At 51.9% G+C, this 14,308-nt stretch carries 8 protein-coding genes and 1 other RNA gene; 8 read left to right on the top strand and 1 reads right to left on the bottom strand.

From position 1 onward, the window contains the following. Positions 1-2 precede the first annotated feature (2 nt). Positions 3-1,886: a pyruvate kinase gene (locus TH63_RS06475; RefSeq protein WP_048920236.1), complete on the bottom strand. Its 1,884-nt coding sequence runs from the start codon at positions 1,884-1,886 to the stop codon at positions 3-5. Between the two features lie 269 nt (positions 1,887-2,155). Here TH63_RS06475 and rnpB point away from each other — a divergent pair. The 8 genes from rnpB (at position 2,156) to TH63_RS06440 (ending at position 14,116) form a co-directional block, all read left to right on the top strand. Beyond that, positions 2,156-2,599: RNase P RNA component class A (gene rnpB / locus TH63_RS19940), an RNA gene on the top strand. 124 nt (positions 2,600-2,723) lie between these two features. Beyond that, a complete protein-coding gene (locus TH63_RS06470; RefSeq protein ID WP_048920235.1) occupies positions 2,724-3,359 on the top strand; it encodes an START domain-containing protein in 636 nt (211 codons plus the stop codon). A 229-nt stretch (positions 3,360-3,588) separates the two neighbouring features. Further along, complete coding sequence (locus tag TH63_RS06465) at positions 3,589-6,171, top strand: zinc-dependent metalloprotease (RefSeq protein ID WP_048920234.1); 2,583 nt, start codon at positions 3,589-3,591, stop codon at positions 6,169-6,171. 356 nt (positions 6,172-6,527) lie between these two features. After that, positions 6,528-7,421: a prephenate dehydratase gene (locus tag TH63_RS06460; protein ID WP_048920233.1), complete on the top strand. Its 894-nt coding sequence runs from the start codon at positions 6,528-6,530 to the stop codon at positions 7,419-7,421. Continuing rightward, positions 7,418-8,608 carry a pyridoxal phosphate-dependent aminotransferase gene (locus TH63_RS06455; protein ID WP_048920232.1) on the top strand — a complete coding sequence of 397 codons (1,191 nt, stop codon included), beginning with the start codon at positions 7,418-7,420 and terminating at the stop codon, positions 8,606-8,608. Before TH63_RS06460 ends, TH63_RS06455 begins: the two co-directional genes overlap by 4 nt. Then, positions 8,605-9,720 carry a chorismate mutase gene (locus TH63_RS06450; protein WP_048920231.1) on the top strand — a complete coding sequence of 372 codons (1,116 nt, stop codon included), beginning with the start codon at positions 8,605-8,607 and terminating at the stop codon, positions 9,718-9,720. The genes TH63_RS06455 and TH63_RS06450 overlap by 4 nt, the downstream gene beginning before the upstream one ends. Before the next feature lie 327 nt (positions 9,721-10,047). After that, the gene (locus TH63_RS06445) at positions 10,048-11,040 is read left to right on the top strand and encodes an alpha/beta fold hydrolase (protein ID WP_048920230.1); all 993 of its coding nucleotides are present in this window, start codon (positions 10,048-10,050) and stop codon (positions 11,038-11,040) included. 169 nt (positions 11,041-11,209) lie between these two features. After that, on the top strand, positions 11,210-14,116 hold the full coding sequence (locus TH63_RS06440) for an outer membrane beta-barrel protein (RefSeq protein WP_076606420.1): 2,907 nt from the start codon (positions 11,210-11,212) through the stop codon (positions 14,114-14,116). Positions 14,117-14,308 lie beyond the last annotated feature (192 nt).

Here is a 14,308-nt window from a genome sequence, read left to right as displayed (position 1 = left end):
CATTATTTCAATTGCCCGTCAATCTCAGACACGTGCAGCATGCGCAGCAGGGCGGTTTTTTTGTATTGGTGTTCCTGCATGCGGCGCATGATATCGTCCAGCATGGCAATGGATTTCAGGATGAACGGGCCTTTGTTCAGCATCACGCAGTCGGCGCGCTGGGCCATGGCGGCATCGGTGATTTCGGCGCGGGACGGGCGGCCTTTCTTGGTGAGCTTTTCCAGCACCTGGGTCGCCCATACCACGGGCAGATGCGCGGCCTCGGCAATCCAGAGGATTTCCTCCTGCACCTCGGCCAGGCGCTTCCAGCCCAGTTCCACGGCCAGGTCGCCGCGGGCAATCATCACGCCTACCGGGTGCGTGCGCATTAAAGTGAGCAACAAATGAGGCAGGTTACTGAAGGCCGCTTTGGTTTCTATTTTGAGCATAATGCCTATATGATTTGCCTTGTGACTGGCCAGGGCCTGCTGCAGTTCTTCCACCATCTCAGGGTGACTCACGAAAGACAGGTTCACAATATCGGCGTGCTTCACCACATAAGACAGGTCTTCCTTGTCCTTTTCGGTTAAATGGTCCAGGGCCAGGTCACTTTCCGGCAGGTTAATGCCCTTGTCAGGCCTCAGCTTACTGCCAGCCTCATCGGCAGATGTAATCCTTACCCTTAGGAACTCCGTGTTCACTTCCTCAATCACGCCTTCAATTTCCCCATCGTCAAAAAGAATAGGCTCCCCTGCTTTTACCCGGGAGAACACCTCGGGCAGGGTGCAGGAAATATGCGCTGGTTGCAGCACGGTTCCTTTCTTGTCAAAGACGGCGGGTTCCCCGGGGATGTTCTCTTTATGCAGGATCAGTTCCTGTCCTTCGCGCAGCAATAACGGAATCACAAGCGGTGGCACGCCCTTCAAAACTTCAATGTACTCCAGCAGGTCTTTATCCCCCACCCGCAGTTCGGTGCCCGTGGTCAGGTAAGCCGATTTAAAGATGTGCCCGATTACGCCTCCGCCCCTTTTCTGCATCACTATAAAACTTCTCTTGCGCCGGCGGGTATCCAGGAACCTTATCTCATCTCCTTTGTTCACCTCCGCCAGCCAGTCTGAGGAGACCACCAGAGTAGCATCTACCGGCATGGGGGGCGCCACGTGGGCAGGGGCCAGCCACACTTTTGCAGGCGAGAGAATCTGCCCTACTTCATCAATGATGGGGTGAATGGGAATGACCTCGGGGCCAGGCATTAGAGGCCCGGTACGCAGCTTAGGGCCCATTAGGTCAAACAGGATAATGCATTTCTGGTCCAGCTCTTTTTCGGCCTTCTTGATCTGCTTGACCATTTTGCCCCACACTTTTTTGTCATCATGGGCACAGTTGATGCGGGCACAATTCATGCCTTCCTTGATCATGTCGCGTACCAGCTCGTAGTTCTTAGCCAGGTCGGTGGAGAAAGTGACCATGATCCGGTCTTCCCGGCCATGTGGTTTTTCACCCAGCAGCGCCTCAATGTTTGGTTTGAGCTTAGATTCCACCGGCACAAAAGGCAGTACCTGGGGGTTGCCGTTCTCCAGATGAGCCAGCAGCAGTTGCAACTGGTTAAAGACCGATGTTAAATTGGCTAACACATGACTCTCGGCCCGGCCCAATGAGGAAAGCCCCAGGCTGGATAGTTGCATCTGCAGATGCCTAATGTCATGCTTGCGCAGGGAAAGATAGTGGAGCAAGTTCTTGGCGCTTTTGGAAAATGCCGGGTGCACCTTTCTTATTTGGGGGGCATACACCTCTTCCAACGCCGCCGCCTCCTGCAACAGTAATTCAATCTGGTTAACCAATTTGACCAACTCCTCTGTGGTGACATGCCCATCAGGGGAGATAAGGATTTCTTCTTTTTCTGCCATTACCTTTATATTATGTATGTGGCACTTGCAATACGTTAAGACAGGCTAGAAACCTACTTAATAATACGGCTTTCCCTGTTTCTCAGCCTGTTATTTTCAGGTTCTTACAAGATAGCAGGAATAAAACGGAGGAGGTCCTTTATTATCGTCTACGTCTTAAAGCCATTTTATTGGGAAAACCTGTTTTGGGCCCGTTTTCCGGAAAACAGGCTCAAAACAGAAGGCCTCCATTCCCTATTCTGGGCAGAAAAGCGTATCTTTGGGGGAAATCAGTAAGCCGGCTTATCGCTGCGCCTTCGGGCGGGGAGGAAAGTCCGGGCAACGCAGAGCATCCTGCTTCCTAACGGGAAGGCACTTGACGGGAGACGGTCAGGTGACAGCCAGTGCCACAGAAAATAACCGCCCTCTTTTAATTAGGAATGGGGAATTACGAGTCATTCTTAATTCTAAATTCTTAATTAAAAAGGGGTAAGGGTGAAAAGGTGCGGTAAGAGCGCACCAGCGGCTGGGCGACCAGACCGGCTGGGTAAACCTCAGGAGTTGAAAGACCAAATAGGCTGACAGCGTCTTGCCTAAGGGTAAGGCTAAGGGCTGCTCGTCCGATGTCAGTGGGTAGGTTGATGGAGCCCCTCCGTGAGGGCGGGTCTAGATAAATGATAAGCCATTTGCCGCAAGGCAAAGGACAAAACCCGGCTTACAGGCTTACTGATTTTATTTTTTTCCCCGGCGAACGCCTATTCTATTGCTTTTGCTGGCTTTTCCCCCTTCCTCCCCTCTTTCATTCAACCTTTCCGGCGAGATATTTGTTAGGACCCCAAAGGCTTTTCACCCCAACCAATGTTACGTTTTTCCCTCTTCGCTTTAGCTCTATTTTTTGGCTTCCTTTCCCTACCTCCTTTATGGGCACAGGGGAAATGGGAACTGGAAAAAAACCAGGACGGAATTGCGGTCTACACCCGAAAAACGCCTGAGCTGCCCATTAAACAGATTAGAGTGGTTTGTGAGTTACCCGGTACCCCTGCCCAGTTGGTAAAGGTGCTGAAGAACGTGGAGCACCACTCAGACTGGGTGTACCTCAACCGGAAAACCGTCCTTCTTAAGCAGAAAGACCTCAATACTATAATCTATTATACTGAGGCAGATATGCCCTGGCCCCTCACCGACCGCGACATGATTGCGGAGACGAGGGTGCTGCCGGCAGCTAAGAATAAAACGGTGCGCGTAGAAGTGACCGGGCTGCCCACCTACCTTCCCCAGAAGAAGAACCTGGTCAGAATTCCTTATTCCTTGGCCGTATGGGAGATTGTACCGGTTTCTAAAGATAGGATGAAGGTGGAGTACACTTTCAGTGTGAACCCCGGCGGTTCTGTGCCAGCCTGGATGGTAAATGCCACCGTGGCGACCGGCCCAACTATCACTTTTAGCCGTTTGCGCGACCTCTTGGCAGATATGCAGGTACAAAAGACAAAATGATTATCCTTCCTTCTTTAGCATTTTGTCAGAATTACACTTAATTTACCCAATATTTGCCAGCCCCCGGCCAGTACTTTTACTCTGTTATTTCTTCCTTACCCAAAGAAAATTCACCTTTTTTAAATTTCACTTAAACTAAAGGCCGTCTGCTTCATCTAAGGTCTTTTACTGGCTAGTACTTTATCTGATTATCCCATACTCTTTTACTACAAACAACCGAACAACCACAATGAAAAACTTTTTACTTACCCTGGGGCTTTGCACCTCCCTGGCAAGCGTAGCAATGGCCCAGACGAGGCCACAGGCGGCAGATTCTACCCGCCGGGTAGCCGGTGCCTCTGGCATGCAGGGGTCTGCCACCCAAAAAGCCCAGCCTAAACCCTACGCCGATGTTATTACCGCGAAGGCTATTTCTAAAGACGGCCTTTTCAAGACCCACAAAGTAGAGGATAAATACTACTTTGAGATTGACGATGCCGTTTTAGGCCGCGAGATTCTGGTGGTGAACCGTATCTCTAAGGCAGGCGCCGAAGTACGCGCCGCCTCTGGCTACGCCGGAGACCAGGTGGGTTCCTCTATCGTGAAATTTGAGAAAGGGCCTAACAACCGCATATTCCTGCGCAAGGTTTCTTACAGCACCTACAGCCCAGACAGCACCAAGTCTATGTACCAGGCGGTACAACGATCTAACATCCAGGCCATTGTGGCGGCGTTTAACGTGGCCGCCTACTCCCCGGACAAAAAAGGCAGCGTGATTGACATCACCGACTATATCAACGGCGAAAACGAGATTTTCTCTTTCAGCTCGGCCACGGCCAAATCCAGAATCAGGTTAGGCAATTTTGTGCCGGACAGAAGCTATATAGAGAACGTGCGCAGCTTCCCTACCAACGTGGAAGTGACCACCGTGAAGACCTATGTGTTGACGCCGCCCACCACGGGCTTCGGTAGCACCGCCCCTTCTTCCGGCGGCGCCGGCGGAAGCAACCTGAACGGTTCCTCTACCATTGAGTTGAACACCTCTATGGTGGTGCTTCCTAAAGTACCCATGCAGCCCCGCTTTTTTGACCCACGGGTAGGTTACTTTACCGTAGGCTACACCGACTTTGACGCCAACCCACAGGGTGTGAAGGAAATTGAGATGGTGAAGCGCTGGAGACTGGAGCCTAAGGCCCAGGACATGGCCAAGTACAAGCGCGGTGAACTGGTAGAGCCGCAGAAGCCTATCATTTTTTATATTGACCCCGCCACTCCTAAAAAGTGGGTGCCTTACCTGATTGCCGGTGTAAATGACTGGCAGAAAGCTTTTGAGAAAGCCGGTTTCAAAAATGCCGTAATCGGTAAGATGGCCCCTTCTCCTAAAGAGAACCCAGACTGGAGCCTGGATGATGCCCGTCACTCGGCTATCGTCTACAAGCCATCAGAGATCTCCAATGCCAGCGGACCCAGCATTTCTGACCCCCGCAGCGGCGAGATCATGGAAAGCCACATCAACTGGTACCACAACGTGATGAAACTGGTGCATGACTGGTATTTTGTGCAGGCCGCGGCCATTGACCCAAGAGCCCGTAAAATGGAGTTCAGCGATGAGCTGATGGGTGATTTGATCCGGTTTGTGTCTTCGCACGAAGTGGGCCACACTTTAGGTCTGCGTCACAACTACGGTTCCAGCTCAACCGTGCCGGTTGAAAACCTGCGCAACAAGAAATGGGTGGAAGCAAACGGCCACACCCCGTCTATCATGGACTACGCCCGCTTTAACTACGTGGCCCAGCCAGAAGACAATATCACCCCTAAAGGCATCTACCCAAGAATTGGCGACTATGACCTATGGGCCATTGAGTGGGGCTACAAGCTACTTCCTAACGCCAAGAACGCGTTTGATGAGGTAGAGACCCTCAACAAGCTCACCATGGAGAAGCTGAAGAACCGCCGCAACTGGTTCGGGACGGAGACCAACCCAGATGACCCGCATTCCCAGAATGAGGACTTAGGGGACAACTCCATGAAAGCCAGCGAGTACGGCATCAAGAACCTGCAGCGCATTATCGTTAAGCTTCCAGAGTGGACCAAAGAGTCTAACGAAGGATATGACAACCTGCGAAACATGTATGGCCAGGTGTCTACCCAATACAACCGGTACATGGGGCACGTGGCCAAGAACATTGGCGGGGTGTATGAGAACCCTAAAACCGTTGAGCAGGATGGCCATGTATATGAGCGCACCCCGGCCGCTACCCAAAAAGAGGCCATGGCGTTCTTAGACAAGAACCTGTTCACGACTCCTACCTGGCTCCTGAACCCAACAGTGCTCAACAACACGGGCAGCAACCCAATGTTGTTAATCTCCAGAAGCCAGGAAAACGTGGTGGACCGCCTGATCAGCAACAACACCCTGACCAAGCTAATCGCGGCAGAAGCCATGGACGGTAGCAAAGCCTACAAGGTAACCGATTTCTTCACGGACATGAACGGCTCTATCTTCAAAGAAGTGAAAAGCAACCAGGCCATTGATGTGTACCGCAGAAACCTGCAGAAGATCTACGTAGAGCAACTGATCAGTCTGGTGAAACCAGCCCCAGCCCCTACTTCTTCTGCTGCGCCAACTGGCCGCGGCGGAAGCTCCACTCCTACCATGGACCTGAAAAACAGTGATGTGATTTCTGTGGCTAAAGCCGAGTTGAGAAACATCAACAATATGATCAAAGGCTCTTTAGCCTCACAGTCAGATGCGTTGAGCAACTACCATTTAATGGACTTATCTGAGCGTATTACGGAGACCCTGAACTACAGAAACCAGAACGCGCTCTAAGCCTTAAAGCAACTCTAGTGAAAAGCTGCACCGGTTGGTGCAGCTTTTTTTTATGCCTTTTCAGCTAGTGCTATATTCAATTTAAGACCTAACTACTGTTTGCATATAATTCAATTTTCTCAAACTAACAAGCGTTTTATTAAGAATTATTAAAAAATATTTAGGGTTTGTTTGGATGTAAAAAAACGGGGTCGTATGTTTGAGCATCCTTACAGCAAGACAATGATTCAGCGCAATTCTTACTTTTATGGTTTTTACTTTTTTGGACCTCAGCCGGGGCTCAACAGGTAAGACTTTGCGTTAAAAAACAAATAAGCCAACCTCAGAGCCCCGCCAAAAGCGGGGCTTTTTTCGTTATGAACAGAGCCTTAAAAATCGCCATCCAGGGAGGCCCCGCCTCTTTCCATGAAACTGTCGCCAAAGAACTGTTTGCAGGCGCTGCCATCAGCACCCTGCCCTGTGACTCATTTCCGGAGCTTTGCCAGACCCTGGAATCAGGCCTGGTAGACTATGCCGTCATGGCGGTACAGAACTCGCTGGCCGGGCCTTTGCTGCCCAACTACCGGCTGATGGCCCAGCACGGGCTCTCCATTACCGCTGAGCGCTGGCTGTTGCTGGATCAGACGTTAATGGCCTTACCTGGGCAGAAACTAGAGGACATCACCCAGATCTGGTCTCACCCTATTGCCTTATTACAGTGCTGTGATTACCTAAAGAGCCTGTCTGGGGTCAACACTAAAGAAACGGCAGATACAGCAGACACGGCCCGCATGATCAAAGAAGGCCAGATCAAAGGCGTAGCCGCCATTGCCAGCCGCAAAGCCGCCGAACTGTATGGCATAGAGGTGCTCCATGACAACGTGGCCAATGACGTAGAGAACTACACCCGATTTGTAGTGCTCAGCCGCCAGCAGCCTTCCAAAGTGGCCAACAAAGTGACCTTACTGCTTCCTTACCCGGTGGTGAAATTCTCCCTGGAGAACATACTGGAAAAAGTAGAAAACTGCCAGCTGGAACTGACTATGCTCCAGTCTTTGCCGGCCCTTAACCCGGGCCAGCCTGCCGCCTGGGTAGTGGAACTGGAAGGAGACCAGGCCGCCTGTATCACTCAAGCCTTGGCCGCGCTCCAGACCGTTTCCCCTAAACTTACGGTGCTGGGCCTTTACCCTAAGGCAGAGTCTCCCCTTCCGCAGGAGCGCCTGGCGGGTTGCCTGTCAGAGATTCTTCAAGCCCAACCTGAACTGATATGATTATATCCTCTGCTAACCGGCTGCAACAGGTGCAGGAGTATTACTTCTCCCGCAAACTGGCCGAGGTCCGGGCTCTTAACGCCCAGGGCCGTAACATCATCAACCTGGGCATTGGCGACCCCGACATGTCTCCCTCTGAAGATACCATCAGTGCCCTGGTGAGAAACAGCATGAGTCCGGGTGTACACGGCTATCAGCCGTACAACTCCATTGCCCCTTTGCGCCAGGCCATTGCCAAGTGGTACCAACGCACCTACGCCGTAGACCTGGACCCGGAACAGGAGATTTTACCGCTCATGGGCTCCAAGGAAGGAATCTTCCATGTGTCCATGGCATTTCTGAACCCCGGCGACAAAGTGTTGGTCCCTAACCCCGGCTACCCCGCCTACGCCGCCACGGCCCGCCTGGTGGGCGCAGAACCCATCTTCTACACTTTAAAAGAAGAAAACGGATGGTTACCCGACTTGAAGGAACTGGAGCAGCTGCTAGAGGCTGGAGATGTGAAACTGATGTGGATCAACTATCCCCACATGCCTACCGGCGCGGAGGCTACCGCAGAGGCCCTGCAAAGTCTGGTGGACCTGGCCCTGAAGCACAAGTTCCTACTGGCGAATGACAACCCCTACAGCCTGGTGCTGCCCAATGAAAAGCCATTAAGTCTGCTTTCCCTGCCCCAAGCCAAAGAATGCTGCCTGGAGTTCAATTCCCTGAGCAAATCGCATAACATGGCTGGTTGGCGCGTGGGCATGGTGTTGGGCCGCCAGGATTACCTGCAGTGCGTGCTGCGGGTAAAGAGCAACCTGGATTCTGGTATGTTCCAGCCGGTGCAGCACGCCGCCATACAGGCGCTTTCCAACTCAGATGCCTGGCACGAGGCACGAAACGAGGTGTATGCCAAGCGCCGCAGCAAGGTATATGAACTGCTTGACCTGCTGCAGTGTTCCTACCAAAAAGAAGCCGTGGGCATGTTTGTGTGGGCCCGGGTGCCAGATGCCGTGAAAGACGTAGAGGCCTTTTTAGACGAGGTACTATATGAAGCCGGGGTTTTCCTAACCCCTGGCAAAGTCTTCGGGACGCAGGGCGAGCGCTATTTGCGGGTGTCGCTTTGCTTACCGGAAAACACCATAGAAGAAGCTACTAAACGAATTACCAAACATTTATCGGCGCAGGCCACCTTACCTTTATGACCACAAAACATCTGAACCTGTCTGACAACACCATCTTTAAACGTGCTGACGGACAGCCGCTTATCATAGCAGGCCCCTGCAGCGCCGAGAGTGAAGAACAAATGTTGGAAACCGCCCGTGGGCTGCAGTCCGTGCCCGAAGTCACCATCTTCCGGGCGGGTATCTGGAAGCCCCGTACCCGGCCAGGCGCTTTTGAAGGCATTGGAAAAGTAGGCCTGAAATGGCTGAAAAGAGTGAAAGAGGAAACCGGTATGCTTACCGCCTGCGAGGTAGCCACCGGGGAACACGTGAATGATGCCCTGAAACAAGGTGTGGATATATTATGGGTTGGGGCCCGTACCACTGTAAACCCCTTCTCTGTACAGGAGATTGCCGATGCCCTGGAAGGCGTAGACGTACCGGTTTTGGTAAAAAACCCGGTTAACCCAGACCTGCAGCTCTGGTTGGGCGCCCTGGAGCGCCTGAACCGCGCCGGCATCACGGATTTAGCCGCCATTCACAGGGGCTTCTCTTCCTTTGACAGCCGCCCTTACAGAAACCACCCTAAGTGGAACATGGCCTATGAGTTCAAGAAATTGCTGCCCGAGGTACCCTTGATCTGTGACCCAAGCCACATTGCCGGTAAGCGTTCCCTGTTGCAGCAGATCAGCCAGGAAGCCTTGAACCTGCAGGTAGATGGACTCATGATTGAAACCCACTGCAACCCAGACGTAGCCCTCAGCGACGCCGCGCAGCAAGTAACCCCTGAAGGCCTGAAACAACTCCTAGCCTCTCTGATTGTGGAGCGCGTTTCTTCTACGGCCACCGCCAATGAGGAAGAACTGAGCGAGCTCCGCAACTTGATTGACTACTTGGATAATGAATTGATCAACGTGCTGGCCAGACGGTCGGCGGTTGCCAAGGAGATTGGTATCCTGAAAAAGGAAAACAAGATCAACCTGCTGCAGACCGGACGTTGGGAACAGGTAATGGAACAGCGCATGCAACTGGCCCTTCGGGAAGGCCTCACCGAAGATTTCGTAAAAGCGATCTTCCAGGAAATCCACCAGCACTCCCTGCACGTGCAGGCGGCCGCGGCGGTAGAATCCAAATTGGTGACCAACCTCAAATAAATTTCTTTGTTTAAAGCGAAAGCCCCGGCTACCATAGCCGGGGCTTTTTTTATTGCCCCTCTCCTTTTCAGTCCCTGAAGCATCTGTCAGTAGAAACCTGTTTTAAGCCTGTTTTCGCGAAAACAGGCTTAAAACAGGAAAGCCTGGCCTGGGAATTTTCTGCAGGTTTTAGGGTTAAGTCCTGTGTTTCTATAAGCGTTGGCCCCATAAGATGATGCCCTGCCTTCGCTTTTCAATTCTTTCCCCATTTTGGGGCCGTTTTCCGTAAAACAGGCTTAAAACAATTACGGGTCCGTCTAGTTTCATTCATACCAATCTGTTGCCTTTATGTCTGTTAGATTTGTTCTCCTTTCAATCTTGTTAGTGTTTGGGTCCTTCGGTACGCAGGCTCAGTTGAAGCCTTTAGATGCGGAGCTAACAACTTACTCCTACCCTTTTCCGGTTAAATTTCATTTGGTCAACGTGCAGCGGCAGGAATTCAAGATGGCTTATATGGAGGTGACGCCGCAGAAGCCCAACGGGAAAACGGTGGTGCTCCTCCATGGCAAGAATTTTAATGGCGCCTATTGGGAACAAACCGCCAAGGACCTGGCCAAAAACGGGTACCGGGTGATTATCCCAGACCAGATAGGCTTTGGCAAGTCCTCTAAGCCGCAGAACATCCAATACTCCTTCCAGATGCTAGCCCAGAACACCAAAGGCTTGCTCGATAGTCTGGGCGTGACCTCGGCGGCCGTGTTGGGGCATTCCATGGGCGGCATGCTGGCCACGCGCTTTGCCTTGATGTACCCAGAGTTTACCCAGAAACTGATCCTGGAGAACCCCATCGGTCTGGAAGACTGGAAACGGTGGGTGCCCTACCAATCCATTGAGCAAGTATACGCCAATGAACTCAAGCAGACCCAGGCGGGTATCAAAAAGTATCAGTTGGAAAACTACTACGGCGGCCAATGGAAACCGGAATACGATAAATGGGCTGACCTGCTGGCTGGCTGGACCATTGGTTCTGATTACCCCAAAATTGCCTGGAACGCCGCCCTTACCTATGACATGGTGTTTACCCAGCCCGTGGTCTATGAATTTGACCAGCTCAAGATGCCCACGCTCCTGATCATTGGCCAGCGGGACCGCACGGCTTTAGGCAAAGCCAATGCTCCAGCCCAGGTGAAAGATAAACTGGGTAATTACCCGGTCTTGGGGAAAGAAGCCGCCAAAAAGATTCCGCAGGCCAAATTGGTGGAGCTAGAAAACGTGGGGCACCTACCCCACATTGAAGCCTATAACCGGTTTTTAGAACCATTCCTGGCCTTCCTTAAATAAGGAGGTTAGAAAGGGAAAGCGGTTCCAAAAAATATTTATCATGTTAAAACTCTTCTGTAGCTACATAGAAGCCGGTTTTGCGGGTTAGTTTTACCATTCCAATAATTAACAGATTTTTTCCATTAAACCTTTCCGGGGGACCGCGGTCTAAAGCAAAACCATTTTTGTAATGAAAAAAGCTTCTTTACTAGTATTTCTATTTCTTGTAGTATCCCATCTCAGTTTTAGCCAGACATCTTCTTCCGTAAAAGGACAGGCCGTTGGGGCCGGGGCTCCCCTTATTGGGGCTACCGTGGCTATGCTCAATGCGCAGGACTCCAGCGTGTACCGGGGCGCAGCCACCGACGCCGACGGCCGGTTTGAGTTTTCCGGGGTTAGAAACGGACGGTTTATCTTAAAAATAAGCTACCTGGGTTTCTCAGATCTTTACAGGTCAATTACCACTACCGGGGCTCCAATCCAATTGGGAACGCTTACCTTGGGTCAGGGCGCCACTGCCTTAAAAGAGGTGCAGGTAATAGGAAGGGCCTCCACGGTTATCACCAAGGCTGACACCTCAGAAATGAACGCGGCCGCTTTTAAAGTAAACAAAGACGCCAACGCCGAGAACCTGATCCAGAAAATGCCGGGTATCACCATCCAGAACGGACAGGTGCAGGCCCAGGGAGAGCGGGTGCAACGAGTACTGGTAGACGGGAAAGAGTTTTTCGGCGAAGACCCCAATGCCGTTCTGAAAAACCTGCCAGCCGAGGTGATCTCCAAAATACAGGTGTTTGACCGCCAGAGCGACCAGTCTCAGTTCACCGGCTTTAGTGACGGCAACGAGCAAAAAACCATCAACATCATTACCAAACCGGAGTTCAGAACCGGCAAATTCGGGCGGTTCAGCGCGGGGGCCGGTTCAAACGGACGCTACCGGGTGAGCGGCAACCTCAACAAATTTGAAGGCGACCAGCGCATCTCTATTGTAGGAATGAGCAACAACGTAAATGAGCAGAACTTTTCCTCTGATGACCTGGTGGGTGTAGCCAGTGCCTCCAGCCGGGGCGGTGGCGGCGGTTCCAGAGGCGGAAGCATGGGCGGCGGTGGTTCCAGAGGCGGCGGTGGCGGAAGCTGGGGCGGCGGTAACAGTACCGGTGACTTCCTGGTGAACACCAACAACGGTATTGCCAAAACCAATGCCATTGGCTTGAACTACCTGGACAAATGGGGCAAGAAAGTAGACGTGCAAGGCAGCTACTTTTTCAACCACACAGACAATGATTACAACTACTCCTCCATCCGGCAGTTTGGCTTGAATTCTCCCACCTCCCAGACCCTTCGGGAACTGGGGAACTCAGACGCCAAGAACATGAACCACCGGTTAAACCTTAGAATCACCTATAACCTGGACTCTGCCAACTCCTTTATCATCAGGCCCCGCCTGAGCATTCAGCAGAATGACGGCAGCAGTTTCACTGAATCCCGCCTGCTCCAGGGCAGTGACTTCATCAATAACTTTGACAACATCTTCAACTCAGATCTAACCGGGGTTAACTTCAACAACAGCATTCTGTGGCGCCATAGCTTTGCCAAGCGGGGCCGCACCGTGAGCGTAGACGTTTCCAATGGCTACAACCTGAACAAAGGAGACAACCTGCAGAGCCTGCGGTACCTGAAAAGCCTGGAGAACGAGGGTGATGACTCCCTGGCCAACCAGACCTCTCACTTGGACAACAACGGTTACAGCGCCGGCGCAAGCGTGAACTACACCGAGCCTCTTTCTCAAAACACTCAGCTGCAGCTGACCTACAACACCAACCTGACCAACTCAGACGGAGACCGCCGCACCTTCTTTTACCGCGAGCGCTTTGGGGCCTATGACAGTTTATTGACGCAGCAGTCCAGCACAGTAGACAACCGCACCCTTACCCAGGAGTTTGGCGGTGGCTGGCGCTACAATACCAAAGATTTCCAGGTAATGCTGAATGGCCGCTACCAGTGGCTGAACCTTAAAACCGATCAGCTCTACCCTACTGCCATTGATACTTCCAGAACGTACCATAACTTCCTTCCCTTTGCCATGGTGCGGTATAACTTCAACCAGGACCGCAACGTGCGCCTGTTCTACATGGGCCGTTCACAGACCCCTAGCGTAGATCAGCTGCAGAGTGCCATTGACGTGTCTAACCCATCTGTGCTGACGCAGGGGAACCCTAACCTGGGCCAGAGCTTTTCGCACAACGTGAGCGTGCGGTATTCTTCTGCTAACCCCGGCCGTTCCTCGTCTTTCTTCGCCTACATAAGTGCTGGTGGCGCCCAGGATTATATTGGCCGCAGCACCACCCGGGCAGACCGCGAAGACATTACCTTGCCAGGAAATATATTACTGGCCAGAGGTCGTCAATTGTCCCGCCCGGTGAACTTGGACGGACAGTACACCTTGCGCTCCTTCCTTAACTACGGTTTGCCGCTTACCTTCATCAAGTCTAATATCAACCTGAACCTGAGCGCCAACCTTACCAACAACCCGGCCTTGTACAGTGACTCCAGAACTAATTACCGAGAGGTGTCCAATGACAACAAGACCACCGGATTGGGTGCCGGCCTGGTACTGAGCAGTAACATCAGTGAAAACTTTGACTTCCTGATCTCCACTAACGGGAACTACAATGAAGTGAAGTACTCTTACCTGACCACCCAGAACAATGATTACTACAACCAGAGCAGCACGTTCCGGTTGAACTGGATTCTTTGGAAAGGCCTTACCCTTACCTCAGACCTGAACCACCAGTACAACGGCGGTTTGTCTGAGCAGCTAGACCCTAACTTCTTGCTTTGGAACGGCAGCATTGGCTATAAATTCATGAAAGACCGCCAGGCGGAAATCAGGCTTTCCGGCTTTGACCTGTTGGGTCAGAACACCAGCGTGAACCGTACCGTAACTGACTCTTATATTGAAGACGTGCAAACCACCGTGTTACAACGCTACTTCATGTTGAGCTTCAACTACAACCTGCGTATGTTTGGTGGCCCTGCGGCCCCCACAAATAACTACCCAGGTGGAGGCATGTACCGCAGAGGCGGTCAGCACTAAAATCTATTGACAGAAGTAATTCCTGTTTTGGGCCTCTTTTTAAGAAAAGAGGCCCAAACTGTTTTAGGGGGTACCTGAACCGCCTGTTCCCAGCTCAGAAATAGTAAAACTACTGAAAACTGTTTTTGACTTTACCCCCTCACTCCTTACATTGCCAACTTGAAGAATCGAGAATAGCCAGGGCTTCAGCGT

Source organism: Rufibacter radiotolerans, assembly GCF_001078055.1.
In the GTDB taxonomy this organism is placed as follows: Bacteria; Bacteroidota; Bacteroidia; order Cytophagales; family Hymenobacteraceae; genus Nibribacter; species Nibribacter radiotolerans.
The sequence above is the reverse complement of the archived record's forward strand: the minus strand, read 5'-3'. Positions and strand labels throughout refer to the sequence as shown.

What these genes read in the sequence shown, in the direction of transcription:
- TH63_RS06475 (WP_048920236.1), bottom strand. Translation starts at nt 1,886, where the DNA reads ATGGCAGAAAAAGAAGAAATCCTTATCTCCCCTGATGGGCATGTCACC.
- TH63_RS06470 (WP_048920235.1), top strand. Translation starts at nt 2,724, where the DNA reads ATGTTACGTTTTTCCCTCTTCGCTTTAGCTCTATTTTTTGGCTTCCTT.
- TH63_RS06465 (WP_048920234.1), top strand. Translation starts at nt 3,589, where the DNA reads ATGAAAAACTTTTTACTTACCCTGGGGCTTTGCACCTCCCTGGCAAGC.
- TH63_RS06460 (WP_048920233.1), top strand. Translation starts at nt 6,528, where the DNA reads ATGAACAGAGCCTTAAAAATCGCCATCCAGGGAGGCCCCGCCTCTTTC.
- TH63_RS06455 (WP_048920232.1), top strand. Translation starts at nt 7,418, where the DNA reads ATGATTATATCCTCTGCTAACCGGCTGCAACAGGTGCAGGAGTATTAC.
- TH63_RS06450 (WP_048920231.1), top strand. Translation starts at nt 8,605, where the DNA reads ATGACCACAAAACATCTGAACCTGTCTGACAACACCATCTTTAAACGT.
- TH63_RS06445 (WP_048920230.1), top strand. Translation starts at nt 10,048, where the DNA reads ATGTCTGTTAGATTTGTTCTCCTTTCAATCTTGTTAGTGTTTGGGTCC.
- TH63_RS06440 (WP_076606420.1), top strand. Translation starts at nt 11,210, where the DNA reads ATGAAAAAAGCTTCTTTACTAGTATTTCTATTTCTTGTAGTATCCCAT.